The 24,470-nt window shown below is 56.1% G+C and carries 25 protein-coding genes and 1 tRNA gene; 23 read left to right on the top strand and 3 right to left on the bottom strand.

Annotation, left to right across the window (positions count from 1 at the left end; translation table 11 throughout):
• The first annotated feature begins 188 nt into the window (after nucleotides 1-188).
• On the top strand, nucleotides 189-1,949 hold the full coding sequence (locus tag MTP37_RS06865; protein ID WP_249236607.1) for a bifunctional metallophosphatase/5'-nucleotidase: 1,761 nt from the start codon (nucleotides 189-191) through the stop codon (nucleotides 1,947-1,949).
• Between the two features lie 98 nt (nucleotides 1,950-2,047).
• On the opposite strand, the gene MTP37_RS06870 is transcribed toward MTP37_RS06865, so the two are convergent.
• A tRNA-Gln gene (locus MTP37_RS06870) sits at nucleotides 2,048-2,121 on the bottom strand.
• A 256-nt stretch (nucleotides 2,122-2,377) separates the two neighbouring features.
• Between MTP37_RS06870 and MTP37_RS06875 the strand changes: the two genes are divergently transcribed.
• The 9 genes from MTP37_RS06875 (at nucleotide 2,378) to MTP37_RS06915 (ending at nucleotide 11,298) form a co-directional block, all read left to right on the top strand.
• The gene (locus MTP37_RS06875; protein ID WP_249236608.1) at nucleotides 2,378-2,671 is read left to right on the top strand and encodes a DUF2508 domain-containing protein; all 294 of its coding nucleotides are present in this window, start codon (nucleotides 2,378-2,380) and stop codon (nucleotides 2,669-2,671) included.
• A gap of 122 nt (nucleotides 2,672-2,793) precedes the next feature.
• Nucleotides 2,794-2,940, top strand: coding sequence for a six-cysteine ranthipeptide SCIFF (gene scfA, locus MTP37_RS06880; protein ID WP_005926683.1), 147 nt, complete (start codon nucleotides 2,794-2,796; stop codon nucleotides 2,938-2,940).
• 66 nt (nucleotides 2,941-3,006) lie between these two features.
• Nucleotides 3,007-4,458: a thioether cross-link-forming SCIFF peptide maturase gene (gene scfB / locus MTP37_RS06885; RefSeq protein WP_249236609.1), complete on the top strand. Its 1,452-nt coding sequence runs from the start codon at nucleotides 3,007-3,009 to the stop codon at nucleotides 4,456-4,458.
• Entirely contained in the window at nucleotides 4,455-5,876 is a 1,422-nt protein-coding gene (locus MTP37_RS06890) for an aminotransferase class I/II-fold pyridoxal phosphate-dependent enzyme (protein WP_249236610.1), read from the top strand. Before scfB ends, MTP37_RS06890 begins: the two co-directional genes overlap by 4 nt.
• A 109-nt stretch (nucleotides 5,877-5,985) precedes the next feature.
• Entirely contained in the window at nucleotides 5,986-7,506 is a 1,521-nt protein-coding gene (locus MTP37_RS06895; RefSeq protein ID WP_249236611.1) for a DUF3794 domain-containing protein, read from the top strand.
• 138 nt (nucleotides 7,507-7,644) lie between these two features.
• On the top strand, nucleotides 7,645-8,430 hold the full coding sequence (locus MTP37_RS06900; protein ID WP_249236612.1) for an AzlC family ABC transporter permease: 786 nt from the start codon (nucleotides 7,645-7,647) through the stop codon (nucleotides 8,428-8,430).
• Nucleotides 8,420-8,725: an AzlD domain-containing protein gene (locus MTP37_RS06905; RefSeq protein ID WP_249236613.1), complete on the top strand. Its 306-nt coding sequence runs from the start codon at nucleotides 8,420-8,422 to the stop codon at nucleotides 8,723-8,725. Before MTP37_RS06900 ends, MTP37_RS06905 begins: the two co-directional genes overlap by 11 nt.
• 81 nt (nucleotides 8,726-8,806) lie before the next feature.
• Nucleotides 8,807-9,649, top strand: a complete 843-nt coding sequence (locus MTP37_RS06910) for an SDR family oxidoreductase (RefSeq protein WP_249236614.1) — start codon at nucleotides 8,807-8,809, stop codon at nucleotides 9,647-9,649.
• Nucleotides 9,650-9,948: 299 nt separating this feature from the next.
• Complete coding sequence (locus MTP37_RS06915) at nucleotides 9,949-11,298, top strand: uracil-xanthine permease family protein (protein ID WP_249238705.1); 1,350 nt, start codon at nucleotides 9,949-9,951, stop codon at nucleotides 11,296-11,298.
• 3 nt (nucleotides 11,299-11,301) lie between these two features.
• Here the strand turns inward: MTP37_RS06915 and MTP37_RS06920 are convergent, their stop codons facing one another.
• Complete coding sequence (locus tag MTP37_RS06920; RefSeq protein ID WP_249236615.1) at nucleotides 11,302-11,961, bottom strand: nucleotidyltransferase family protein; 660 nt, start codon at nucleotides 11,959-11,961, stop codon at nucleotides 11,302-11,304.
• A gap of 97 nt (nucleotides 11,962-12,058) precedes the next feature.
• On the opposite strand from MTP37_RS06920, the gene MTP37_RS06925 reads away from it, so the two are divergent.
• Genes MTP37_RS06925 through yqeB form a run of 10 tightly spaced genes read left to right on the top strand, consistent with a single transcriptional unit; the run spans nucleotide 12,059 to nucleotide 21,258 of the window.
• Nucleotides 12,059-12,862 carry an FAD binding domain-containing protein gene (locus tag MTP37_RS06925; protein ID WP_249236616.1) on the top strand — a complete coding sequence of 268 codons (804 nt, stop codon included), beginning with the start codon at nucleotides 12,059-12,061 and terminating at the stop codon, nucleotides 12,860-12,862.
• On the top strand, nucleotides 12,863-13,333 hold the full coding sequence (locus MTP37_RS06930) for a (2Fe-2S)-binding protein (protein WP_249236617.1): 471 nt from the start codon (nucleotides 12,863-12,865) through the stop codon (nucleotides 13,331-13,333). It begins immediately after the preceding gene.
• On the top strand, nucleotides 13,330-15,618 hold the full coding sequence (locus tag MTP37_RS06935) for a xanthine dehydrogenase family protein molybdopterin-binding subunit (RefSeq protein ID WP_249236618.1): 2,289 nt from the start codon (nucleotides 13,330-13,332) through the stop codon (nucleotides 15,616-15,618). The genes MTP37_RS06930 and MTP37_RS06935 overlap by 4 nt, the downstream gene beginning before the upstream one ends.
• A gap of 8 nt (nucleotides 15,619-15,626) precedes the next feature.
• Nucleotides 15,627-16,334, top strand: coding sequence for a selenium cofactor biosynthesis protein YqeC (gene yqeC, locus MTP37_RS06940; RefSeq protein WP_249236619.1), 708 nt, complete (start codon nucleotides 15,627-15,629; stop codon nucleotides 16,332-16,334).
• Complete coding sequence (gene selD / locus MTP37_RS06945) at nucleotides 16,331-17,365, top strand: selenide, water dikinase SelD (protein ID WP_249236620.1); 1,035 nt, start codon at nucleotides 16,331-16,333, stop codon at nucleotides 17,363-17,365. The genes yqeC and selD overlap by 4 nt, the downstream gene beginning before the upstream one ends.
• Nucleotides 17,366-17,391: 26 nt before the next feature.
• Nucleotides 17,392-17,997 (top strand): sulfurtransferase-like selenium metabolism protein YedF, encoded by a 606-nt coding sequence (gene yedF / locus MTP37_RS06950; RefSeq protein ID WP_249236621.1) that lies wholly within the window; start codon nucleotides 17,392-17,394, stop codon nucleotides 17,995-17,997.
• Nucleotides 17,994-19,136: an aminotransferase class V-fold PLP-dependent enzyme gene (locus MTP37_RS06955; RefSeq protein ID WP_249236622.1), complete on the top strand. Its 1,143-nt coding sequence runs from the start codon at nucleotides 17,994-17,996 to the stop codon at nucleotides 19,134-19,136. Before yedF ends, MTP37_RS06955 begins: the two co-directional genes overlap by 4 nt.
• A 1-nt stretch (nucleotide 19,137) precedes the next feature.
• Nucleotides 19,138-19,368, top strand: coding sequence for a DUF3343 domain-containing protein (locus MTP37_RS06960; protein ID WP_249236623.1), 231 nt, complete (start codon nucleotides 19,138-19,140; stop codon nucleotides 19,366-19,368).
• Between the two features lie 22 nt (nucleotides 19,369-19,390).
• A complete protein-coding gene (locus tag MTP37_RS06965) occupies nucleotides 19,391-20,446 on the top strand; it encodes an XdhC family protein (protein ID WP_249236624.1) in 1,056 nt (351 codons plus the stop codon).
• Complete coding sequence (yqeB, locus tag MTP37_RS06970; protein WP_249236625.1) at nucleotides 20,443-21,258, top strand: selenium-dependent molybdenum cofactor biosynthesis protein YqeB; 816 nt, start codon at nucleotides 20,443-20,445, stop codon at nucleotides 21,256-21,258. Before MTP37_RS06965 ends, yqeB begins: the two co-directional genes overlap by 4 nt.
• A gap of 94 nt (nucleotides 21,259-21,352) precedes the next feature.
• On the opposite strand, the gene MTP37_RS06975 is transcribed toward yqeB, so the two are convergent.
• On the bottom strand, nucleotides 21,353-21,547 hold the full coding sequence (locus MTP37_RS06975; RefSeq protein WP_249236626.1) for a DUF3873 family protein: 195 nt from the start codon (nucleotides 21,545-21,547) through the stop codon (nucleotides 21,353-21,355).
• Nucleotides 21,548-21,916: 369 nt separating this feature from the next.
• Here MTP37_RS06975 and MTP37_RS06980 point away from each other — a divergent pair, with 369 nt between their 5' ends.
• From MTP37_RS06980 to era, 3 genes are read left to right on the top strand one after another with little or no spacing between them, the layout of a single operon-like run.
• Nucleotides 21,917-22,876: a PhoH family protein gene (locus MTP37_RS06980; protein ID WP_249236627.1), complete on the top strand. Its 960-nt coding sequence runs from the start codon at nucleotides 21,917-21,919 to the stop codon at nucleotides 22,874-22,876.
• A 55-nt stretch (nucleotides 22,877-22,931) separates the two neighbouring features.
• A complete protein-coding gene (gene ybeY / locus MTP37_RS06985) occupies nucleotides 22,932-23,423 on the top strand; it encodes an rRNA maturation RNase YbeY (protein ID WP_249236628.1) in 492 nt (163 codons plus the stop codon).
• A 49-nt stretch (nucleotides 23,424-23,472) separates the two neighbouring features.
• The gene (gene era, locus MTP37_RS06990; protein ID WP_249236629.1) at nucleotides 23,473-24,411 is read left to right on the top strand and encodes a GTPase Era; all 939 of its coding nucleotides are present in this window, start codon (nucleotides 23,473-23,475) and stop codon (nucleotides 24,409-24,411) included.
• Nucleotides 24,412-24,470 lie beyond the last annotated feature (59 nt).

Raw genomic sequence — 24,470 nt, forward strand, 5'->3', positions numbered from 1 at the left:
GCTTGGTTTTTGTTAAAAAATGAGACTTTTTGCACAAAAAGTATGACTTGCAAATATCAAATTTGAATAAATTGTGCCATTTTGGCTTGCTCTTGGGCGGCATATATGTTATGCTTAATGCAACAAGTGTCGGGCTGGATCTGTACGCCCGATGAAAACAAGAAAGTTCTAAGAGGAGGTCGTTTTCCATGAAGCAACTTATCTCCCGCCGCAGCTTTATGAAGGCCGCAGGCGTCACCACAGCCGTTGCTGCCGTGAGCCTTGGTGCTCCCGCTGCATCTGCCTGCTTCCCGGGCAGCGTGAAGGACATCACCATTCTTTACACCAACGATGTCCACACCTACATCGACAAAAAGTCTCCGGAACTGACCTATGCCGCTATTGCCGCCCTGAAAAAGAGCTATCAGGATGCAGGCAAGGACGTTCTGCTGGTGGACGCAGGCGACCATATTCAGGGCACTGCTTATGGTTCCATGGACGAAGGTGCCTCTATCATCCAGCTGATGAATGCCGCAGGCTATGATGTTGCTACGCCCGGCAACCATGAATTCGACTACGGCATGGCCCGTGCAAAAGAGGCGATGGCTGAGGCAGATTTCCCGTACCTCTCCAGCAACTGGGTCAATCTGCCGCTGGGCAATCGCGTTCTGCCGGATGTCAAGTACTTTACCATCGGTGGCCGCGTGATCGCATTTGTGGGCATCACCACGCCCGAGACCTTCACCAAGTCCACTCCGGCTTACTTTATGGACAAGAGCCAGAAGCGCTACATCTATGATATTCTGGGCGGCGATGATGGTCAGAAGCTGTATAAGGCTGTGCAGAAATCCATCGATAAGGCAAAGCTGCTGGCAGATTACGTGATCGGTCTGGGCCATCTGGGTGTTGACCCGTCCTCTTCGCCCTGGACCAGCAGGGAAGTCATTCAGCACACCTCCGGCCTTGATGCATTCATCGACGGCCACTCTCACACCAAGATGGAATGTGAGTGGGTGAAGGATCTGTCCGGCAAGGCAGTTGCTCTGACCCAGACCGGTTCCTATTTTGCCAATGTGGGCGAAATGACCATCAAGACCGATGGTTCCATTGCTACCCGTCTGATCTCCTCTTACGAAGGCTCCGACAGTGTGGTGGAAGGCATCCAGACTGCGTGGGTCGCTTCTGTGGATGATATGCTGGGCGAGAAGATCGCTGCTTCCGAGATCAACTTCTATGTCACCGATCCGGAGACCGGCAATCGCCGCATCCGCACAGCCGAGACCAATCTGGGCGACTTTGTGGCCGATGGCATCTACACCTACTTCAACGAGGTAGAGCAGCTGCACTGCGATATCGCCATCATGAACGGCGGCGGCATCCGTGCAGATGTGAAGGCAGGCTATTGGACCTTCAAGACCTGCAAGCAGGTCAGTCCGTTCGGCAATGTGGCCTGTCTGATGTCTGTTACCGGCAAGCAGATCCAGGATGCACTGGAATTTGCAGCCCGCTTTGCAGGCGAGGGCGGCAAGGAGAACGGCGGCTTCCTGCAGGTGGCCGGTGCTACCTACGAGATTCACGCCGATATCCCCAACACGGTGCAGACCGACGAAAAGAATGTCTGGATCGGCAGCGCTACCGGAACTCCGCGCGTGCAGAACGTGAAGATCTATGACAAGGCTTCCGGTTCTTATCTGCCGCTGGACCCGAACAAGACCTATGCACTGGCTGGCATGAACTACACGCTGCGCAATCTGGGCGACGGCTTTGCCATGTTCGATGGCGCAGAGCTGATCAAGGACTATGTGTCTGAGGATTACCTTGTGATGTCCACCTATGCAATGACCTTTGGCGGCGTAGACGCTGAGGGTCTGCCGCATCTGGCGACAGCCAACAGCCCGCTGGCAGATTACCAGGGCTACCTGCTGAATTACGAAGATCCTTACGGCGCAGGCCGCATCAATATCCTGTAAAACCGCATAAAAAGGCGCACCGTCCGGCAGGGCGGTGCGCTGTTTTTGTATAACGAAATAGAACGAAAAAAGCCATCCGATATAAACCGGATGACTTCTGGTTGGGGATGAGAGAATCGAACTCCCACAAGTAGAGTCAGAGTCTACCGCACTACCACTATGCAAATCCCCAAAATCTTTGGTGTTGTTTGGCTCGTGAGCCGCTCAACGTGTGCTATTATACGCACAAAAGCAGGCTTTGTCAAGCATATTTTTCAAATAAATTCAGACTTTTTCAAAATGCACGCAAAACCGCAGAAGTTTTTCAATGCCCGGCACACCCGGCAGGACGTTTTTTTGCATCCACCCATAAACCGGCATATTCCGCACGCCGCTCATCATAGAATGAAATGTACAGATTTTCAGATGCACAAAGAGGAGGATGGCTTATGCTGGAACGAACCCACAATCAAACTACGCAGACCCTGCTTTCGAGCCGTATCCCGCGGGACACCGAGCACGAGCGCTACCACCCGGAACTGGAAGAAGAGCTCAAGGAATGCCTGTTTTGTCTGAAACGCAACGAAATGATGTTTGATCTGGAGGTGGACACCGATCTGATCGAACAGCGCATCTATGAGAGACAGGCACTATTGTGCCGCTACCGGTACTTACTGGCCAGGGCGCGGGAGCTTGGCCTGCATACTGTCCTGACGAAATATCAGCCTGCCGGGCAGCTTTAAACAGGTTAGCGGCATAAAAATCTTGACAGAAAGCTCCTTGCGTGTTATCATAGGCAAAGATAAATGCGTACCGGGCTTTGCCCGGCGCGATGAAATTTTGAGAGCTAGAGAGGTTTTCTATTATGGAACGTATTAAGACCATTGCTACTCGTGACCTGACCAAGAGCGTTAAGACCGGCGGCTGCGGCGAGTGCCAGACTTCCTGCCAGTCCGCTTGCAAGACCTCCTGCGGCGTGGCTAACCAGCAGTGCGAGAACAGCAACAAGTAATTTTTGCAAACCCCATGCCGCCTTTGCCGGGCGGCATTTTTTTGTGTAATTGGAATGGAGAGTAAAATGGTACATCAGTATCAATTGAATGGCTATAACATCGTGCTGGATACCTGCAGCGGCTCGGTGCATGTGGTGGACGATGTGGCATATGATATCATTGCCATGTACCCGGAGCATTCTGCCGATGAGATCGTCTCTGCCATGCTGGCAAAGTATGGCGACCGCGAGGATGTGACCGAGGAAGATCTGCGCCAGTGCATCGATGATGTTACTTCTCTGAAGGAGGCTGGCAAGCTGTGGACGCCGGATACCTATGAGAACATGGCTTTCGACTTTAAAAACCGCAATACCGTGGTCAAGGCCCTGTGCCTGCATGTTGCACATACCTGCAACCTGAACTGCTCCTACTGCTTTGCATCTCAGGGCCGCTACTGTGGCGACCGTGCGCTGATGAGCTTTGAAGTGGGCAAGCGTGCCATGGACTTCCTGATCGAAAACTCCGGCACCCGCCGCAACCTTGAAGTGGACTTTTTTGGCGGCGAACCGCTGATGAACTTTGATATGGTCAAAAAGCTGGTGGCTTACTGCCGTGAGCAGGAGAAGATCCACAACAAGAACTTCCGCTTTACCATGACCACCAACGGTATGCTGATCGATGACGATGTGATCGATTTCTGCAACAAGGAGTGCCACAATGTGGTGCTGAGTCTGGATGGCCGCAAAGAGGTCAACGACCGCTTCCGCAAGGACTATGCAGGCCATGGCAGCTACGATACCATCGTGCCCAAGTTCCAGGAATTCGTGAAAAAGCGTGGGGATAAGGGCTACTATATGCGCGGCACTTACACCCACTACAACACCGACTTTACCAACGATATCTTCCACATGGCAGACCTCGGCTTTACCGAGCTGAGCATGGAGCCTGTGGTGTCCAAGCCCGGTGAGCCCAGCGCTCTGACCGAGGAGGATCTGCCCATTCTGAAGGAACAGTACGAGATCCTTGCCAAGGAAATGATCAAGCGTGACCGCGAGGGCCGCGGCTTTACCTTCTACCACTACATGATCGACCTGACCGGCGGTCCCTGCATCTACAAGCGCATCTCCGGCTGCGGTTCCGGTACCGAGTATATGGCCGTTACTCCCTGGGGCGATTTGTATCCCTGCCACCAGTTCGTGGGTGACCCCAAGTATCTGATGGGTGACATCTGGAAGGGCGTTACCAACACCGCTGTGCGGGATGAGTTCAAGCACTGCAACGCCTATGCCCGCAAGGAGTGTCAGGACTGCTGGGCAAAGCTGTACTGCTCCGGCGGCTGTGCAGCCAACTCCTACCATGCCACCGGCAATATCACCGGCGTGTACGAGTACGGCTGTGAGCTGTTCAAAAAGCGCATGGAGTGCGCCATCATGATCAAGGTGGCTGAGAATCAGGAACTTGCCGCCAAGGGCATCGAAGTTCCCATTGAGCTGGGCTCCACCTGCAGCGCCTGCGCAGACGGCGAAGCCTGCGAATGAGTATGACCACGCCCATTGTGGATTTTGTGCGCCGGTACGCCCAGTCCGGCACCTCCCGGCTGCATATGCCCGGCCACAAGGGCCAGAGCCTTTTGGGCTTTGAGTTGTGGGACATTACCGAAATAAAGGGTGCGGATGAACTGTATGGGGCTGACGGCATCATTGCCCAGAGCGAAGCCAACGCTACCCGGCTGTTCGGCACGGTGCATACCTATTACAGCACAGAGGGTTCGTCCCAGTGCATCCGTGCAATGCTGTGCCTTGCACTGCAGGCTGCGCCCGCAGCCGGACAGCGCCCGGTCCTGCTGGCAGCGCGCAACGCTCACAAAGCGCTGTTGTATGCGGCAGCACTGCTGGATTTTGATATCCAGTGGCTCTGGCCTGCGCCGCAGGATGCCGGTGCGCTTTGCAGCTGCCCGGTGTCGGCTGCAAAGCTGACAGGTGCTCTGCAGGGTTTGGCACAGCAGGGCAAAAGCCCCTTTGGCGTCTACATCACCAGTCCGGATTATCTCGGCGGTGTGCAGGATATTGCAGAGCTGGCCGAAGTGTGCAAGGATTTTGGCGTTCCGCTTCTGGTGGATAATGCCCACGGTGCTTACCTGCGTTTTCTGCCGCAGGGCGGTCAGCATCCCATTGCACTGGGCGCAGCCATGTGCTGCGATTCCGGTCACAAAACGCTGCCTGTTGTCACCGGGGGCGCATACCTGCATCTGGGCAAAAACGCTCCTGTTCAGGATGAGGCTGCTGTGCGCAATGCGTTGGCACTGTTTGGCTCCACCAGCCCGTCCTATCTGATCCTGCAGTCGCTGGACAAATGTAACCAGATCCTGTCGGAGGGTTATCCGCTGCGGCTTTTGCAGTGCTGCGGTCATCTGACACGCCTGCGCCGGGAGCTGAACGAAGCTGCTGCTGCAAAACACTGCCCGGGGCCGCTGGCACTGGAAAGCGAACCACTCAAGGTCACGCTGGATGCTGCGGTTTTGGGTCTTTCCGGAACAGAGCTTGCTGAAAAGCTGCGCGCCGCAAAGATCGAGTGCGAATACGCCGACCCGCGTTATCTGGTGCTGATGTTCACACCGGATAATCCGCCGCAGGACTTCGAGCGGCTTACCGCAGCCGTTCTCCGCATTGCGGAAGAACTTGCTGGCCCGGTGACGCTCCCGGAAGAAACTGCCGGTGAATTTGCGGAGCTGGAGCGCGGCCTGCACCGCCGCTGTACCATCCGGCAGGCCGTTTTCGCACCGCAGGAACAGCTGCCCGCAGAGCAGGCAGTCGGCCGCATCTGTGCCATGCCTACGGTCTCCTGCCCGCCGGCCATTCCCATCGTGGTGAGCGGCGAACAGATCACACCGGCTGCAGCAGCATGGATGAAGCGCTATCATGTGGAAGAGGTCTCGGTCATCCGTGAACCCCAATAACCTTTCCCAAGGCATCGTGCGTCTGGCACGGTGCCTTTTTTACGGGCATATCCAGCCCGGCAGCCGCATACCTTTCCAGTAGAAACGGACAGGGAAAGGAGCACACTGCATGGAACTGAAGATCTTTCGGGACACCCTGCCGCAGGCGGGCGCAAGCTGCACCGTGAAGGCAGAACTCCCGCTGGAAACCGAGATTCTGATCTCGGACTATCTGCCGCCGGTATTCAAGCTGGTCAAATGCTTTGCAAAACCGGTGGTGCTGCAAAAACAGCTGCAGCCCGGGCGGCTGACGCTGGAAGGCTATCTGCGCTGCACCGTGTTTTATCAGGGCGAAGATGGCGCAGGCCTATGCCAGACCGAACAGAAACTGCCCTTTACAAAACAGTTGGAAGTGCCGGAATTCTCCTTCACCAGCTGGACGGCCATGGTGGAAGGCCAGACCGAATATCTCAACTGCCGGGCCGTGAACCCGCACCGCATCGAGGTGCGCGGAGCCTATGGTCTGGTGGCCACGCTTCATGCACAGGACAAGGCAGAGTTGATCACTGCGCTGGCGGACGGCGGCATTGAGCAGAAGCTGCAAACCCTGACCGGGGTGCGCAGTGCGGCGGTGCTGGAAAAACTGGTCACAGTAGAGGGAGAAATGGTGTTCGCAAAGCCTCCTGCCGCCATTCTGGATATTACCGGCACGGCATCTGTACGGGAGATAAAGCTTCTGGCGGGCAAGGCTGTTGTCAAGGGCGAGGTACGTGTCCAATGCGCCTGGCGCGCGGAAGGCGATAGCAGCCTGCAAAGTCAGGCGGCATCCCTGCCATTCAATCAGGTGGTAGATCTGGACGGCGTGGCCGAGGACTGCAAGTGCCTGTGTGTTTTGGAACCGGTTGGTTTTGCGCTGACGGAAGGGGAACAGGGAGCCGGTGGTCAGCTGACAGCCAGTGTGATGATGCATCTGCACGCATGGCGGTCTTGCCAGCTGCAGTACGTATCGGATGCGTTTTCCACCCGGTTTGAGACTACCGTCACGCCGCAGGAGCTGGCGGTGGAGGATCTTGCCTGCATGCTGAACGAGACGGCTTCCGCCACCGCTGCCGGATCTCTGCCGGATGCCGGTGCACAGCTCCGGGCCTGCTTTGTGGCCTACGGACCGGCACAGGTGGTTCCTTATCGGGACGGCTGGGCTTTTACCGTGCGTGCTGTTGCCACAGCCTTTGCAGAAAACAGCCTTGCCGAGCTGGAAAGTTACGAAAAAACGCTGGAGCTGGTCTTTCCGCTTGCGGTGGATGCACCGCAGGGTGCACAGCTCAGCCCGGAGTGCTGGCTGAGCACTGAGAACATCCAGTGCAGCTGTACCGGCGGTACGCTGGAGGTCACAGTGACAGCCCGCGCAGAGGGAGCCATCCTTTGCCGCAGCACCCATCAGGGCATTGGCGGCGCGGAGTTGGGTGAGCCGCTGACCGTGCCAGACCCGGAGATCGCACTGCGCATTTACTACGCGCAGGCCGGAGAAGAGCCTTTCGGCATTGCAAAACGGTTCCATGTATCACCGGCACAGATGCTGGCCGCAAACGGTCTGGATGCAGGAACACAGACCCTGCCGCAGGCGATGCATTTTCTGGTGCCGGGCGCATAAATCGACGAAGAACGCTGCCTTTTCAGGCGGCGTTCTCTTATTATGCCGAAAAGAAAGTGAAAAAGTCCTTTCTTCTCTGTGTGCGGGAGAGTATAATAAGAAGCGGTGTTTGAAATAGGAAAGGAGTTAAAAACAAAGATGAATTCCAAAAGTAAGCTCCTTGCCCCGGAGCTTGTCAATGCAGAAAGGCCGATTTGGGCTTTCAGCAAAAAGATCTTCTGTGAGGGTATGCGGGATGGCGTGCCCATTGCACTGGGGTATTTTGCAGTCTCCTTCTCGCTGGGCATTGCAGCTCGCCGGGCGGGATTCACCCCATTTCAGGGCTTCCTGGTCAGCCTGCTGAATAACGCTTCGGCCGGTGAGTATGCTGCGTTCGCCATCATCATGGCAAACGCAACCTATCTGGAAGTAGCAGTCATTACCCTGATTGCAAACGCACGCTATCTGCTCATGAGCTGCGCGCTGGCCCAGCGCTTTGCACCGGGCACGCCCTTCTGGCACAGGCTTGTCATCGGCTATGATGTGACAGACGAGCTTTTTGGCATCACCATTGCACGGCCTGGCAGCCTGAACCCATATTATACTTACGGTGCCATTCTGCTGGCTGCTCCCGCATGGGCCATCGGTACGGCGCTGGGCATCATTGCGGGCAATCTGCTGCCGCTGCGGGCTGTCAGTGCGTTGAGCGTTGCCCTTTACGGCATGTTCCTTGCCATCATCATTCCTCCGGCGCGTAAGAGCAGGGTGGTAGCTGCACTTGTGGCCATCAGCTTTGCGCTGAGCTTTCTGTGCAATTACCTGCCGGGAATATCCGCTCTCTCGGAAGGCACCCGTACCATTCTGCTCACCGTGCTGATCTCCGGTACAGCGGCAGTGCTTTTTCCGGTAAATCCAGACGAGCAGGAGGCAGAGCATGACGCATAACAATTACATCTACATTGCAGTGATGGCGCTGGTGTCCTACACCATCCGCATCCTTCCGCTCACACTGATCCGCAAGCCCATCAAAAACCGCTTCATTCAGTCGTTTCTGTATTATGTGCCCTATGTGACGCTGGCGGTCATGACCTTCCCAGCCATTGTCAACGCGACCCAGAGCCCGGCTGCCGGTGCCATGGCGCTGGTGGCCGGCATTGCGGCTGCATGGCTCGGTGCAAGCCTGTTTCAGGTATCGGTGATCTGTTGTGCCGTTGTGTTCGTGCTGGAGCTGTTCCTTTAAAACTTCTGTGCCCGGAGGCATCGTGCCGCCGGGCGTTTTTTGTGCTGGGTTCATATTCTCAAAACGAAAGGAAAGATGACGATGAAAAGGGTTCTGATCACGGGTGCAGGCGGCTTTGTGGGCTCTCGTGTATTACAACAGTGGCAGGGAAAATACGAACTTTGCGCTTTCCCCAAGGGCTTTCTGTGCACCGCCACCGAAACGGAAGTCCTTACGCAGACGAGGGCGCGGGATCCGGACGTGATCCTGCACACCGCTGCGCTTTCCGATACCGGCTACTGCGCACAGCATCCGGCAGAAGCTTACCGTGCCAATGTGGAGCTGCCGGTCTGGCTGGCACGGGCCGCGCAGCAGACGAAGGCAAAGCTGGTGGCATTCAGCTCAGATCAGGTCTATGCGGGAACGAAGCAGCAGGGCCCGCTGTCAGAAGCGTTGGATCTGCATCCGGCAAACATTTATGGCCGGTATAAATTGGAAGCAGAGCAGCGCGTGCTGGAGCTCTGCCCGGACTCGGTCCATCTGCGTGCCAGTTGGATGTATGACCTGCCCGGCTATGGGCTGCCCATCCGGGGCAATCTGCCGCTGAATCTTCTGCGTGCCGCGCTGAAGGGGGAGGCTGTTCGTTTCTCCCGGAACGACTTCCGCGGCGTGACCTATGTGCGGCAGGTGATCGAAAATCTGGAACTCGCCATGGACCTGCCCGGCGGCGTATACAATTTTGGCAGCGGAAATGCAGAGGATATGGTGTGCACAGCCCGGCGGTTTGCCAAAGCACTGGGCATTACCGTAAAGATCACCGAAGAAAGCTGGGAGCGGAACCTTGTGATGGACGCTGCAAAGCTGGAGCGTTCCGGTATCCGGTTTGCTGCCACGCAGCAGGGGATCCGGTGCTGCCTGCAGGATTACGGACTTTCGGATCTGTAAAATTTCCATATCGCACAAAAATCAAATAAAACGGAACAAAAAAGCAGGAGTTCTGCGCGAAATTTTTCCGACCAAAGCGGAAAAAACGCACAAAACGCCCTGCTTTTTGTGTTTCTCAGCGGGAAACAACCGTTCACGGAAAAGTCATACTTAATTTACAAGAATTCACAGTTTTGCTATAATAAATCCGCTTTTTTGGTAAAGCAGTCGAAAAGAATGATTTTTGTCAAGATTTGAGGAGAGTGGAACATTTGAAGGAAGTCAAGCTCGAAGAGTCGGCGTATCAGTTCGACGCAAAAATGTCCCTGAAACAGGCGATCCCGCTGGGTCTGCAGCATGTCTGCGCCATGTTTGTGGGCAACCTGACCCCGCTGCTGATCATCACCAGTGCCTGCGGCATTGCGGGTGGTGAGTTCGCAGATCTGCAGGTCACGCTGCTGCAAAGTGCCATGTTCGTGGCCGGTGTGGTCACGTTGGTGCAGCTGTTCACCATCGGCCCCGTGGGCGGCGGCGTGCCCATCATCATGGGTACCAGTTCCGGCTTTATTGGCGTGTTCAACAGTGTTGTCGGCAGTATGGGCGGCGGTGTGCTGGCCTATGGTGCCATTATGGGTGCATCCATCATCGGCGGCATTTTTGAAAGCGTGTTGGGCTTCTTCCTCAAGCCCCTGCGCAAGTTCTTCCCGCCGGTCGTCACCGGTACGGTTGTGCTTTCCATCGGTCTTTCGCTGATCTCGGTGGGTATCAATTCCTTTGGCGGCGGCAACAGCGCAAAAGACTTCGGCTCCATGGAAAATCTGCTGCTGGCCCTGTTCGTTCTGGTGGTCATTCTGATTTTCAAGCATTGGACCACGGGCTTCCTCAGCTCTTCCGCGATCCTGATCGGCATTCTGGCCGGTTACGTTGCGGCCTTTGTCATGGGTCTGGTGCTGCCCACCACCGGTGTCACTGCCGATGGTGTAGAGTTTACCAAGGCATGGGTGCTCAACTGGAATAAAGTGGCACAGGCCTCCTGGTTTGCCATTCCCAAGCTGATGCCGGTCAAGATCGTGTTTGATATGCGCGCCATTATGCCGGTGATGATCATGTTCGTTGTTACCGCTGTTGAGACTGTGGGTGATATCTCCGGTGTCATGGAGGGCGGCATGAATCGTGAACCCACCGATAAAGAGCTGTCGGGCGGTGTGATTTGTGACGGTCTGGGCTCCTCCTTTGCGGCTTTGTTCGGCGTACTGCCCAACACTTCCTTCAGCCAGAACGTGGGTCTGGTGGCCATGACCAAGGTGGTCAACCGCATGGCTCTGGCCTCCGGTGCCATCTTCCTGATCCTGTGCGGCCTGATCCCCAAGCTCGGAGCTCTGATCTCCATTATGCCGCAGGCCGTTCTGGGCGGTGCTGCCGTTATGATGTTCTCTTCCATCGTGGTCAGCGGCATCCAGCTCATCACCAAGGAAAAGATGACCCCGCGTCAGCTTACCATCGTCTCGGTGGCTCTGGGTGTTGGCTACGGCATGGGTGCCAACAGCGGCATTCTGGCACAGGCTCCGCACGCTTTCCAGCTGATCTGCGGCGAATCTGGCATCGTCCCGGCTGCGTTTGTGGCGATCCTGCTGAATGTGCTGCTGCCGAAGGATGACAAGGCAGTATAAAGCTCAAAGCTTCTGCCGGGCCAGTGCTTCCAATTGCGCCAGTGCTTCGGGCGTGTCGGCGTCGGCCAGTTCATTCCGATCCGCAATGTAAACGGTGTGAACATGTGCGGGATATTTCCGAAGCAGAACGCTGCCGCCCATGCCCTGCGGCAAGGTGAGCAGTTCCTGAAAAAGTCCTTTTTCAAACAGAACGGGGCTTCCGGTAAGGGGAGACGGGTCGTTACGGACCCGGAATCCCAGACGGAAGATCTCCCGTTCTGTTTCTTTTTGTCGTTCCAGCCAAGCCCCGTGGTCCCGCCCGGAGATGCCTGCCATGGCTTCCACTGTCTTGCGGCACAAAAGCGGCTGGTCTCCCGGCAGGAACATGCAGCCAAAAAGCTCCGGCACCTGTTCCAGCAGCGCGGAAAGTCCCAGCCGCACCGTATCGTTTCGGCCGGGCAGATCGTGCAGCAGCACCGGAACATTGCGGGAGCGGCAAAGCTGCGCAACTTCGTCCGAGCGTGTCACCACGATGCGGGCCGAAAGCCTTGGAGTATCGGTCGCCGCAAATGCGCGGCAAAGCATCGGTTCCCCGCAGAAATCTGCCAGCAGCTTGTTGGAACCAAAACGGCGGCTTACCCCGGACGCCATGATGACACAGCCCACCGGAAGAAGTTCTTTCATATAATACCACTCCTTCTGAAACGAATTGACAATAGTATTATATCGAAATCTGTGTTAAAATAAAAGAACAGAGAAAAAAAGAGAGGAACCTGCAGCTATGATGACGATCCGAGAATATAAGCGGGCCGAAACTCTGGAAGAAGCGTGGCAGCTGAACCAGAAAAAGGCCAACCGTGTGCTGGGCGGCATGATCTGGCTCAAAATGGAGAACATCAATGTCGGCACAGCCATCGACCTGTCCGGTCTGGGACTGGACGCCATAGAGGAGACCGAGGACAGTTTTTCCATCGGTGCTATGGTCACACTGCGGCAGCTGGAAGAGCATCCCGGCCTTGCCGCCTATACCCGCGGCGCAGTAAAAGAAGCGCTGCGGCATATTGTGGGCGTGCAGCTGCGAAATCTGGCCACTGTGGGCGGCAGCATCTACAGCCGATTCGGCTTTTCCGATGTGCTCACACTGTTTATGGCCATGGATTGTTCGGTAGAGCTGTACAAGGGTGGCATCGTGTCCCTGCGGGAGTACGCCGAGCGTCCCTATGACCGGGACATCCTTGTGCGGCTGATCGTCAAAAAGGAAAACGCGGAGTTTTTCTATCAGTCTGTGCGCAACAGCCAGACCGATATCCCGGTGCTCACCTGTGCCGCCGCCCGTCTTGCAGATGGGTGCTATCGCATTGCGATCGGCGCACGCCCGCTTAAAGCGGTACTGTATGAGTTCCCGGCGGAAAACGGTGTGCCTGCACAGGAGCTGGCGCTGAAATGCGCCGATGCAGTAAAGAACGATATCATTACCGACTCCAATATGCGTGGCAGTGCGGAATACCGCCGCCATCTGGCGGGCGTTCTGACAAAGCGTGCTGTTGTGGAGCTGGAAGCACGCACGGCACAGGAGGAAAATTAAATGCAGATCACTCTTACATTGAATGGCGTCAAGGTCACAGAGGATGTGGCCGCAGATATGCTGCTGATCGATTTTGTACGTGCCCACGGCTGCAAGAGCGTCAAGCGCGGCTGTGAGACTTCCAACTGCGGTCTGTGCACGGTGTTTCTGGACGAGAAACCGGTGCTGTCCTGCTCGGTGCTGGCAGCACGTGCCAGCGGCCACAGCATTACCACACTGGAAGGCCTGCAGGAAGAAGCAGCGGAGTTTGGCGGTTTTATCGCGGATCAGGGCGCAGAGCAGTGCGGCTTCTGCAACCCGGGCTTTATCATGAACGCACTGGCCCTCTTCCGCGAGAATCCGTACCCCAGTGAGGAAGAGGTCAAGGAATATCTCTCCGGCAACCTCTGCCGCTGCTCTGGCTATGAGGGCCAGCTGCGCGGCATCATGAACTTTCTGGCGTGGAAAAAGCAGAAGGAGGCCGCAGAATGAGTACCATCAATAAACCCTTCCGTAAAAAGGATGCGATGCAGCTGGTCACCGGCCAGCCCGTTTATATGGATGATGTGATCCCGCAGGACTGCCTGACCGTGAAGTTGCTGCGCTCTCCGCACGCGAATGCCATCGTCAAAACCATCAACACCGCTGTGGCAAAAAAAGTGCCCGGGATCGAAGCGATCTTTACATGGGAGGATGTGCCGCAGGATGCGCCGCGCTACACGCAGGCAGGCCAGACCTATCCGGAAGCCAGTCCGCATGACCGCCTGCTCATCGACCGCCATGTGCGCTTTGTGGGCGATGTGGTGGCCATCGTGGCCGGTAAGGACGAAAAGTGCGTGGACAAGGCCCTCAAGCTCATCAAGGTGGAATATGAGGTTTTGGAAGCAGTGCTGGATTATCACACTGCCAAGGATAACCCCATTCTGGTGCATCCGGAGGACAACTGGGCCAGTCTGTGCCCGGTGGGAGCCGATAACAAACGCAACCTCTGTGCCCACGATGAATGCGGCTCCGGCGACATTGAAGCCGTTCTGGCAGGGTGCGATGTGGTCATCGATCATGTGTACCACACCAAGGCCTGTCAGCAGGCTATGATGGAGACCTTCCGCACCTACTGCTCGATCGACACCTATGGACGCCTGAACGTGCTCAGCTCCACCCAGATCGTATTCCATGCACGGCGCATTATTGCAAATGCACTGCACATTCCCAAAAGCATGGTGCGCGTGGCAAAGCCCCGCATTGGCGGCGGCTTTGGAGCAAAGCAGACAGCAGTCAGCGAAGTATATCCGGCCTTCGTGACATGGAAGACCAAAAAGCCCTCCAAGATCATTTTCAGCCGTATGGAAAGCCAGACGGCCTCTTCGCCGCGTCACGAGATGGAACTGCATGTCCGGCTGGGCGCTACCAGAGACGGTATCGTGAAGGGCATCGACCTGTACACCCTTTCCAATACCGGTGCCTACGGCGAGCACGGCCCCACAACGGTAGGCCTTTCCGGCCACAAATCTATCCCACTGTACGGCAAGGCAGAGGCTTTCCGCTTTATCAGTGATGTCGTGTATACGAACCACATGTCTGCCGGTGCTTACCGCGGCTATGGTGCAACGCAGGGCCTGTTTGCGGTAGAATCTGCTGTCAATGAGCTGGCTCACAAGCTGAACATGGATCCCTTTGAGCTGCGTTTGAAAAACACCGTGCAGGAGGGCGATGTGATGCCAGCCTATTATGGTGCCGTCAATACCAGCTGTGCACTGGACCGCTGCCTTGTCAAGGTGCGGGATATGATCGACTGGGAGCACAAGTATCCTGCCCGCGATATGGGCAACGGCAAGGTGCGCGCTGTCGGCATGGGTATGGCAATGCAGGGCTCTGGCATTTCCGGCATGGATGTGGGCAGTGCGACCCTGAAACTGAATGACGACGGCTTCTATACCCTGATGATCGGTGCAGCCGACATGGGCACCGGCTGTGACACTACACTGGCGCAGATCGCTGCCGAGGTTCTGGACTGCCCGCTGGACAATATCACGGTCTTTGGAGCTGATACAGATACCTCGCCCTATGACTCTGGCTCCTATGCGTCCAGCACCACTTATGTTACCGGCAAGGCCACTGAAAAATGTGCCATGAAGCTGCGCACTCAGATCTGCAGGCTGGGCGCAGAGCTGTTGGGATGTGCTGAGGACGAGGTGGAATTTGACGGCAGGGATGTTTTTATGAGCAGGGACCCTGCACAGAAAAAAACGTTGTCGGAGATCGCGTATGCTTCCCAGTTCGGCCACATGGTACCGCTGGAAGCCACCGAAACGCATACTTCGCCTTTGTCGCCGCCGCCGTTCATGGTCGGTGCTGCTGAGGTGGAAGTGGATACCGAGACCGGTGAAGTAAAGCTGTTGGAGTTTGATGCCTGCGTGGACTGCGGCACTCCCATCAACCCGAACCTGACCCGTGTGCAGACCGAGGGCGGGCTGCTGCAGGGCATCGGCATGACTTTGACCGAAAACATTACCTACGATAAGAATGGCTATCCGCAGGAAAACTCGCTGTTCCAGTACAAGATCCCTGCCCGTACCGATGTGGGAAAACTCAAGGTGGAGTTTGAGAGCAGCTACGAACCCAACGGTCCCTTTGGCGCAAAGTCCATCGGCGAGGTCGTCATCAATACGCCGCTGCCGGCCATTTCCGATGCGATCTATAATGCCATTGGTACCCGGTTCTATGAGCTGCCCATTACGCCGGAACAGATCGCCATGGCTGTTGCCAAAAAAGAGTAAGCGTTTGTATGCCGATTGAAAATGACTTTCCGTTTCTGACGGAAAAAGGCCACATTGTATCACTTGTGGGCGGCGGCGGCAAAACGACACTGATGTACGCCATGGCTGCGCACTGTGTCCGTAAGAACTGGCATGTGCTGGTGACCACCACCACCCATATCATGCGGCCGCCCGGCACTGTCTGGGCGCGGACGGACGCGGACCTTTTCCGCCTGTGGGAACACGGCAGCTATGCCGTTGCCGGAACAGCGGCTCCCGGCGGGAAATTGACAACTCCGCCGCAGAAACAGCTGGAGCATTGGATGCAGCTGGCCGATATCGTTCTCATCGAAGCGGATGGTTCCAGACGGATGCCCTGCAAGGCCCCGGCTGCACATGAGCCGGTGCTCTTGCCGCAGTGCGATATCGTGCTTGCGGTTGCAGGCGTTTCTGCACTGGGGGAATCACTGGAAAAAGGATGCTTCCGGGCAGAACTGGCACAGCAGATTTTGCGTGTCCCGGGAAATGCTGTACTGACGCCAACACTGCTGGCAAAGCTGCTTGTCAGCGAGTCCGGGGGGAAGAAAGCGGTGGGGGAGCGCAGCTTTTATGCGGTGCTCAATCAGGTAGACACCGAAGAGCAGGCCGTGTTGGCCCGTCAGACCGCTGATATCCTGAAAAAGCGTTACAGCGTGCCTTGCATTCTGACTCATTTTGAAAAAGGAGAGCGTGCATGAGCAAAGAAGAAAGAATCGTGTTCTGTACCGGCGGCGGATGCACTGCAAAGCTGGGAGCAGGTGTGCTGAGCCGCATTCTGGAAAAACTGCCGCGCGGGGAAAAAGACCCGAACCTGCTGGTGGGCTACGACAGCCGGGATGATGCCGCCGTGTACCGCATAACAGATGATATTGCGCTGGTGCAGACGGTGGACTTTTTTCCGCCAATGGTGGACGACCCTTATACCTTCGGGCAGATCGCTGCTACCAATGCCTTGAGCGATATCTATGCCATGGGAGGCGAGGTAAAAACTGCGCTGAATCTGGTCTGCTTTCCTGAGAGTATGGATCTGAACATTCTGGGGGAGATCCTGCGCGGTGGTGCAGAAAAAGTTGCCGAAGCAGGGGGAAGCCTGGCAGGCGGTCATTCCATTGCCGATACAGGCGTAAAATATGGTCTGTCCGTCACCGGTCTTGTGAACCCCAAAAAGATGTATACCAATGATTCCGGCCAGCCCGGCGACAAATTGATCCTGACAAAAGCTCTGGGTGTAGGTCTGCTCTGCACGGCAAACCGCGTAGGCGAAGCCGCTCCGGAACATATGGCAGGTGCCATCGCGTCCATGACGACGCTGAACAAAACAGCTGCTGAGATCAGCCGCCGCTATGCTGTTCACGCTGCTACCGATGTGACAGGATTCAGCTTTCTGGGCCATCTGCATGAAATGATGGGAGGAAAGCTTTCCTGCGTCATTGATGCACGGTCGATTCCTGTCCTTCCGGGGGCTGAAAAGGCGGCAGACGAGTTTCTGTACACTGCCGCCGGGCAGCGCAACCGCAACCACACCGGACCCTATGTCACATTTGAAAATCTGCCCTTTGCCATGGAGGAAGTGTTGTTCGACCCTCAGACCTCCGGCGGCCTGCTGATGGCTGCTGCATCGGAAGATGCATCTGCGCTGGAAGCAGAGCTGCAGGCGGCCGGTCTGCCTGCAAAGATCGTGGGGGAGATCGTTCCTAAAACGGAACACGAAATTACCGTAAAATATTAAAAATATCAGTGGAGGACAAAAAAACGATGCTGAAAGTAGATGCCCGCGGTGATGCCTGCCCGCTGCCTGTTGTAAAGGCAAAAAAAGCGATCTCTGAGCTGAAAGGTGCCGGTGAGGTGGAAGTGCTGGTGGATAACGAGATCGCCGTGCAGAACCTGACCAAGATGGCCCAGCAGAAGGGCTATCAGTACAGTGCTGAAAAGCTGGCGGAGCAGGAATACCGTGTGCTGTTCACAGTGGGGAACGCTGCGGCAGTACCGACCGAGGAAGTGCCTGTCTGTGCACCGGATCTCCGCACCGATACAGTGGTGGCTGTCAGCTCAGATAAAATGGGCGCAGGCTCGGAAGAGCTGGGCAGGGCCCTGCTCAAGGCCTTTGTGTTTGCGCTCACTCAGCAGGACAAGCTGCCCAAAACGATCCTGTTTTACAATGGCGGTGCAGCCCTTACCTGTGAGGGCTCGCCTATGTTGGAAGACCTGAAGGCACTGGAGGCACAGGGCGTGGAGATCATGACCTGCGGGACCTGTCTGAATTTCTATGGCCTGACGGAAAAGCTGGCTGTTGGCAGCGTGACCAACATGTATGCAATCGTGGAAAAGCTGACGCAGGCAGGCAATGTGGTGAAGCCGTGATCTATCTGGATAATGCTGCTACCACTTTGCACAAACCGCCGCAGGTGGAGCAAGCCGTGCTGGATGCTCTGCGCACAGCAGGCAACCCGGGCAGAGGTGCCCACGAACCCACTCTGCACGCAAGCCGCCTTGTCTATGCAGCACGGTGCGCAGTATCAAAGCTTTTGAACGCACCGGACCCATCCTGCATCGCGTTTGCGGCGAACGCCACTCAGGCGCTGAATACGGCGCTGGGCGGGCTGTTCGCGCCGGGAGACCACATCATCACGACAGTTTGTGAGCACAACTCCGTTCTGCGGGCGCTCTACCGTTTGCGGGATCAGGAGGGGGTTCAGCTCAGTTTTGCCGGGGTGGACGAGAAAGGACGCCTGCAATATGACGGCTGGCAAGGGTTGATCCAGCCTAATACGAAGGCGGTCGTTGTTACGTGCGCTTCCAATGTGACGGGCAATGGCACCGACCTTGCCCGGGTCTCGGAATTTGCACACCGGAACGGCCTGCTTCTGATCGTGGATGCTGCCCAGACAGCCGGGGCTCAGCCTGTAGATGTGCAGGCACTGGACATTGACGTGCTGTGCTTTACCGGTCACAAGGCACTGCTTGGCCCGCAGGGAACAGGCGGCCTGTATGTGCGGCCGGGACTTTCTGTCCGTCCGCTGGTAGTGGGTGGAAGCGGTGTGCACAGCTTCGATGAGCGTCATCCGGCACAGATGCCCACTGCGCTGGAAGCGGGCACCCTCAATGTTCCGGGTCTGGCGGGCCTGTGTTCCGGTGTGGAGTGGATCCTGGCTCAGGGCGTGGAAACGCTGTGTGCGCAGGAATCTGCGTTGGCAGCACTTTTTTATGAGCGCATCCGTGATCTGCCAAATGTAACGCTTTACGGCGACCCGGAAATGGCACCGCGCGCCCCCATTGTTGCACTCAATATCGGAAACGAGGATTCGGCCCGCATTGCGGACATCCTGTGGGAGGACTACGGCATCTGCGTACGTGCTGGTGCGCATTGTGCACCGCTGATGCATAAAGCTCTTGGCACCGTCCGGCAGGGCGTAGTACGGTTCAGTTTTTCGCACTTCAATACCGAGGCAGAGGTGCTTTTGGCTGCAGGTGCGGTACGCGAGCTTGCGCAGGAGTTATGACATGCGTGTAAGAAAGACTTATATCGTGCTCTCGTTCCGCACTACGCTGCAGGCAATGGAATGGGAGAAGCAGTGCCTTGCAGCAGGCGTTCCGGGCAGACTGATCCCACTGCCGCACGAAATATCTGCGGGCTGCGGTCTTGCATGGCGGATGCTGCCGGAAGAGTTTGAGCAATGGCAGCACAGGCTGGATGCAGCCGGGTATGACCGTGCAGCAGCGGTGGAACAATAAGAGCAAAACAGGAGAATAACACATGAGCAAAACACCGCTTTATAAGATGCTTCAGGACGTTCCGTCCTCAGGCGGCTGGACACTGGCGACCCTGCTGGACGGCAGCGTTTCCGGCAGTCAGCTGCTTTTGCAGGCGGGTAAACCGGTATGGCAGGCAGGCCCGGCTGACTTTATGCGCAGAGATCTGTCCGGATTGCAGAGCTGCACCGCCACGGGTGTACAGCTGATCGAGGGACAGCATGTATTTGTGGAGCGCTTTGGTGCAGTGCCTCAGCTGGTCGTCTGCGGCGGTGGTCATGTGGCAGCTGCAACGGTACGGCTTGCCAAGCTGCTGGGGCTGCCGGTCCTTGCGATAGACGACCGCGAAGAATACGCACAGCAGCTGCGGGATGCCGGAGCCGATATTGTGCTCTGCCTGCCGTTTGAACAGGCGTTGAAGCAGGTGCCCGGCAGCGCGGAAACTTATTTTATTGTCGTTACACGCGCACATGCTTTTGACGTGATCTGCCTTGAGCAGATCCTGCGAAAGCCTGCGGCCTATGTTGGGATGATGGGCAGCCGGGGACGTTCTGCACTGGTGCGCCGTCAGCTGCTGGAAAAGGGGCTTGAGGAAAAGCGGGTGGAAGCCTTGTATGCGCCCATTGGGCTGTCCATCGGGTCTCAGACGGCAGAGGAGATCGCACTGTCTATTCTGGCACAAGTCGTTTCGATCAAGAACGCCCGCTCACAGACCGAGGGATTTTCTTCGGCCATTCTGGATGCAATGGCTCAGGCAGACCACACGGGGCAGCGTGCTGTGCTGGCGGTGATCACGGCACGGCATGGTTCCACTCCCAGAGAAGCGGGGGCAAAAATGCTGGTCCTTGCGGACGGCACGGTCGTTGGCAGCGTGGGCGGCGGTATTATGGAGCACCGCACGATTCTGGCTGCGCAGGAAATGCTGGCGGGAAATGCTCCGGCACAGCAGCTGATGCATTTTTCGGCAGATGGAAAAGACGAAGACGCTGCAGCCGCTGCCTGCGGCGGTTCGATGGAAATTTGGTTGGCCATTCTGCAGGCAGGAGAGGAGCTCAAATGAAACAGGATGCATTGATCCTTGTGCGCGGCGGCGGCGATCTTGCCACTGGTACGATCCACCGCTTGTGGTCTGCCGGTCTGCGTGTCCTTGTACTGGAAGCAGAGCACCCGGCGGCGATCCGGCGGCAGGTCTCGCTGTGTGAGGCAGTCTATGAAGGTGAAGCAACCGTGGAAGGTCTGCGTGCTGTGCGCATTGAAGCGCTGGCGCAGGCAGAAGAGGTCTGGAACCAGAATGCGGTTCCTGTTTTAGTAGACCCGAAAGGCGAGAGTATCGCACAGGCAAGACCGGATGTTCTGGTGGATGCAATCCTTGCAAAGAAAAATCTCGGCACTGCCCGGGATATGGCACCACTTACCATTGCGCTTGGCCCGGGCTTCACTGCCGGGCAGGATGTGGATGCAGTGGTGGAAACAAAACGAGGCCATCGGCTGGGACGTATCATCTGGGAGGGTTCAGCCATTGCCAACACCGGCATCCCGGGGATCATCGGAGGCTATGGCAAAGAGCGCGTGATCCATGCCGCTGCAGCGGGTGTGTTTGAGGATGTACGCAGGATCGGCGATATTGTAGCAGAAGGAGAGACCATCGCTCAGATCAGAACGGCAGATGGAACCATCACTCCTGTGACCACACAGATCACAGGCATTCTTCGCGGACTGCTGCGCAGCGGCTACCCGGTAACGCCCGGCTTCAAAGTAGCAGACGTAGACCCGCGCAAAGAGGAACTCTCTAATTGCTTTTTGATCTCAGATAAAGCTCGCTGCATTGCGGGCAGCGTGCTGGAACTGGTTTGTGCCCAGCTGTGGAAATAACTGAAAAGCGAAAAACCTCCGCTTCCCGGCGGTGTCACCAGCAGGGAAGCAGAGGCTTTTCTTTGTTTACAGACGCTATCAGAAATTCCGAAATTCAATTGCGATAACAGCGATCCTGACCGACCAGCCAGTCCTCGCACAGGCGCTGCGCTTCTTCCAGACTGCGGCTTTCACAATCAAAGAAAGCACCGCGCATCGAGCAGTAAGAATAATGGACACGGGGAGCACCATTGGCATCCTTAAAGCGTTCACAGCGTTCCTGTCCGGGCATCAGAAAAAGTTGTTCCATAGTCCATTCTCCTTTTTTGCAACGATCAGCGGTAAGCACACAACGTTTGCTATTGTAGCACGGCAGGAGAGAATATGCCATTGCCGTTTTGCCCAAAGATTCGCTGCTTTTTTCTCCCGGATGTCACTTGACAACGTAGGAACGCAGTTTGCCGACACACGGACCACCAACTGCATATCCGTGCGGCCGGCGGTTACTGTTTTGGGCTGCAAATAAAGAGAACCGGCACATCATCTGGCTGTGCTGCGAGAGGCTCCATGGAAAAACGCTGGATACAATAAAAATATTTTGTGCAATTTTCATAGTTTTCTAAATGATGTTTTGGTGGTACAATAGAAGCATTAAAATAGGTCTTTTCAGGAGGAGCACATGGCAGAAAAGAACATTGAACTGGATAGCGTAGAGGTGGCTGCGGCGGTCTTTGGCAATTGTGACCGCAACATCCGTCTGCTGGAACACGAATTTTCGGTTACGGCGGTCTGCCGAGGCACGCAGCTGCGGCTCTCGGGCGAGCCTGCCAACGTTGCTGCTGCGAACCGTGCCGTGGAAGGAATGCTGCTTCTGATGGAAAACCATACGCCGCTGGAGGACCAGACGGTGCGTTACTGCATCAGTCTGGCTCACGACGGTGCGGAAAAGCGGGTCAAGGAACTGACCGAGGACTTTGTAACGGTGACGGTCAAGGGCCGTCCTATCCGGCCTAAGACCTTGGGACAGAAGGAATACCTGAATGCGATCCGCAGCAATGCCATCACCTTTGGCGTTGGCCCGGCGGGCACAGGCAAGACCTATCTGGCTGTGGCCATGGCAGTGAAAGCGTTCAAGGCCAAGGAAGTATCCCGCATTGTGCTGACCCGCCCTGCAGTGGAAGCTGGCGAAAAGCTGGGCTTCCTGCCCGGTGACCTGCAGCAGAAGGTAGACCCTTATCTGCGCCCACTGTATGACGGCCTGTTTGATATGCTGGGTGCCGAGACCTATGAGCGTCTTGTGGAAAAACAGATCATTGAGGTGGCGCCTCTTGCCTATATGCGAGGCCGCACGCTGGACGATTCCTTTATTATTCTGGACGAGGCGCAGAACACCACGCCCGAGCAGATGAAAATGTTTCTGACCCGCATGGGAGTGGGTTCCAAGGTCGTGGTCACCGGTGATGTGACCCAGATCGACCTGCCGGAGCGAACACGCAGCGGCCTTGTAGACGCACTGCATGTGCTCAAGAATGTGAACGGCATTGCGCAGTGCTACTTCACGGAAAAGGACGTTGTGCGTCATCGCCTTGTGCAGGAGATCATCAAGGCCTATGAAAAAGCTGCACACCCTGAAAAATAAGATCCTCAGAGTTGAGATAAATAATTATCAAAAGCAGAAAGGAGTGGACTGATTTATGTCCAATAAAGTTTTGATCACCAATTCACAGAAGGCCGTCAAGGTTCCTTCTGGTCTGCGTATCCTTATCCGCCGTGCCTGCAATGCTGTACTGGAATATGAACACTTTGAAGCACCTGCAGAGATCAGCGTTACCTTTGTGGATAACGCTGCCATTGCAGAGCTGAACAACCAGTACCGCAACAAGCCCATGCCCACTGATGTGCTGAGTTTCCCTCTGGGGGTGGATGGCAAATACGATGTGGATGAGAACAACGGCTGCAAGATGCTGGGAGATATCGTCATCAGCATGGAGCGTGCACAGGAGCAGGCCAACCTTTACGGCCATCCGCTGCAGCGTGAGGTGGCTTTCCTGACCGTGCATTCCATGCTGCATCTGCTGGGCTATGACCACGAGAATGGCGGTCTGGAAGCGATGCATATGCGGGAAAAAGAAGAGGCCGTTCTGCTGCAGCTGGGTCTGCCGCGCACCGTCAGCTATACCGAGTAATTCACTTATCACCGTGCGGCTGCCGCACAAAACAGACAGGAGCTAAATTTTGAGTAACGCAACACCCATTCAGGGGCATTATGATACGTCGTCCGTTTTTGTAGCGGTCATTGGCCGTCCCAATGTAGGCAAATCCAGCCTGACCAACCTTCTGGTCGGCGAAAAGGTGGCGATTGTCACCTCCAAGCCTCAAACCACCCGTACCCGCATCACGGGCGTCATTACCCGCGGGCCACTGCAGTATGTTCTGCTGGATACGCCCGGTGTGCACAAGGCACGCAACAAACTGGGTAAGCGGATGGACAAGACGGCCAGCGACTCCATTGCAGATGTGGACGTTTCCATGATGCTGTTTGAGCCCTATGGCGCATTGAACGAATCCGAAATGGTGCTGGTGGATATGCTGCGCAGCAGTGGTGGCCCGGCTATTGCCGTCATCAACAAGACGGATCTTGTCAAGGAGCCTGCCGATCTGGAGGCCCGCCGGGAAGAGCTGAAAGCGCTGGGCGTGTTCGATGATATCTACACAGTCAGTGTACGGGATAACGACGGCTGCGAGGTGTTGTTCGATGCACTGAGCCGCTATGCCGTGGAGGGCCCACATTACTTTGATGATGACGCCTACACCGACATGCCGGAAAAAGAGCTGGTGGCAGAAGTCATTCGTGAGAAGGCACTTCTGTTCATGCGGGATGAGATCCCGCACGGCATCGCCGTTGTGGTGGAACGTTTCAAAGAGCGCCCGGACACAGACCTGATCGATATTGATGTGAACATTTACTGTGAGCGTGAAAGCCACAAGGGCATGGTTATTGGCAAGGGCGGTGCAATGCTGAAAAAGATCGCCAGTGCAGCCCGTGCAGACTGCGAGGAGTTTCTTGGCTGCCGGGTCAATCTGCAGTGCTGGGTCAAGGTAAAGTCAGATTGGCGGGATAACGAGTTCTTGCTGAACAACTTTGGTTTTAAGCAGAACAATAACAATCGCTGACACTTTCCAGATCAGGACAGATTTCCCTTGGATGAAGGAGCAGAATAAAACTGAAACTA

It is taken from the genome of Faecalibacterium sp. HTF-F, assembly GCF_023347535.1.
Taxonomy (GTDB): Bacteria; Bacillota; Clostridia; order Oscillospirales; family Ruminococcaceae; genus Faecalibacterium; species Faecalibacterium wellingii.

What these genes read in the sequence shown, in the direction of transcription:
- scfB (WP_249236609.1), top strand. Translation starts at nt 3,007, where the DNA reads ATGGTACATCAGTATCAATTGAATGGCTATAACATCGTGCTGGATACC.
- MTP37_RS06935 (WP_249236618.1), top strand. Translation starts at nt 13,330, where the DNA reads ATGAGTACCATCAATAAACCCTTCCGTAAAAAGGATGCGATGCAGCTG.
- MTP37_RS06965 (WP_249236624.1), top strand. Translation starts at nt 19,391, where the DNA reads ATGAGCAAAACACCGCTTTATAAGATGCTTCAGGACGTTCCGTCCTCA.
- MTP37_RS06875 (WP_249236608.1), top strand. Translation starts at nt 2,378, where the DNA reads ATGCTGGAACGAACCCACAATCAAACTACGCAGACCCTGCTTTCGAGC.
- yqeB (WP_249236625.1), top strand. Translation starts at nt 20,443, where the DNA reads ATGAAACAGGATGCATTGATCCTTGTGCGCGGCGGCGGCGATCTTGCC.
- MTP37_RS06975 (WP_249236626.1), bottom strand. Translation starts at nt 21,547, where the DNA reads ATGGAACAACTTTTTCTGATGCCCGGACAGGAACGCTGTGAACGCTTT.
- yedF (WP_249236621.1), top strand. Translation starts at nt 17,392, where the DNA reads ATGCTGAAAGTAGATGCCCGCGGTGATGCCTGCCCGCTGCCTGTTGTA.
- MTP37_RS06925 (WP_249236616.1), top strand. Translation starts at nt 12,059, where the DNA reads ATGATGACGATCCGAGAATATAAGCGGGCCGAAACTCTGGAAGAAGCG.
- MTP37_RS06900 (WP_249236612.1), top strand. Translation starts at nt 7,645, where the DNA reads ATGAATTCCAAAAGTAAGCTCCTTGCCCCGGAGCTTGTCAATGCAGAA.
- ybeY (WP_249236628.1), top strand. Translation starts at nt 22,932, where the DNA reads ATGTCCAATAAAGTTTTGATCACCAATTCACAGAAGGCCGTCAAGGTT.
- MTP37_RS06890 (WP_249236610.1), top strand. Translation starts at nt 4,455, where the DNA reads ATGAGTATGACCACGCCCATTGTGGATTTTGTGCGCCGGTACGCCCAG.
- selD (WP_249236620.1), top strand. Translation starts at nt 16,331, where the DNA reads ATGAGCAAAGAAGAAAGAATCGTGTTCTGTACCGGCGGCGGATGCACT.
- MTP37_RS06930 (WP_249236617.1), top strand. Translation starts at nt 12,863, where the DNA reads ATGCAGATCACTCTTACATTGAATGGCGTCAAGGTCACAGAGGATGTG.
- MTP37_RS06905 (WP_249236613.1), top strand. Translation starts at nt 8,420, where the DNA reads ATGACGCATAACAATTACATCTACATTGCAGTGATGGCGCTGGTGTCC.
- MTP37_RS06920 (WP_249236615.1), bottom strand. Translation starts at nt 11,961, where the DNA reads ATGAAAGAACTTCTTCCGGTGGGCTGTGTCATCATGGCGTCCGGGGTA.
- scfA (WP_005926683.1), top strand. Translation starts at nt 2,794, where the DNA reads ATGGAACGTATTAAGACCATTGCTACTCGTGACCTGACCAAGAGCGTT.
- MTP37_RS06980 (WP_249236627.1), top strand. Translation starts at nt 21,917, where the DNA reads ATGGCAGAAAAGAACATTGAACTGGATAGCGTAGAGGTGGCTGCGGCG.
- yqeC (WP_249236619.1), top strand. Translation starts at nt 15,627, where the DNA reads ATGCCGATTGAAAATGACTTTCCGTTTCTGACGGAAAAAGGCCACATT.
- MTP37_RS06910 (WP_249236614.1), top strand. Translation starts at nt 8,807, where the DNA reads ATGAAAAGGGTTCTGATCACGGGTGCAGGCGGCTTTGTGGGCTCTCGT.
- MTP37_RS06865 (WP_249236607.1), top strand. Translation starts at nt 189, where the DNA reads ATGAAGCAACTTATCTCCCGCCGCAGCTTTATGAAGGCCGCAGGCGTC.
- MTP37_RS06895 (WP_249236611.1), top strand. Translation starts at nt 5,986, where the DNA reads ATGGAACTGAAGATCTTTCGGGACACCCTGCCGCAGGCGGGCGCAAGC.
- MTP37_RS06915 (WP_249238705.1), top strand. Translation starts at nt 9,949, where the DNA reads ATGTCCCTGAAACAGGCGATCCCGCTGGGTCTGCAGCATGTCTGCGCC.
- MTP37_RS06960 (WP_249236623.1), top strand. Translation starts at nt 19,138, where the DNA reads ATGCGTGTAAGAAAGACTTATATCGTGCTCTCGTTCCGCACTACGCTG.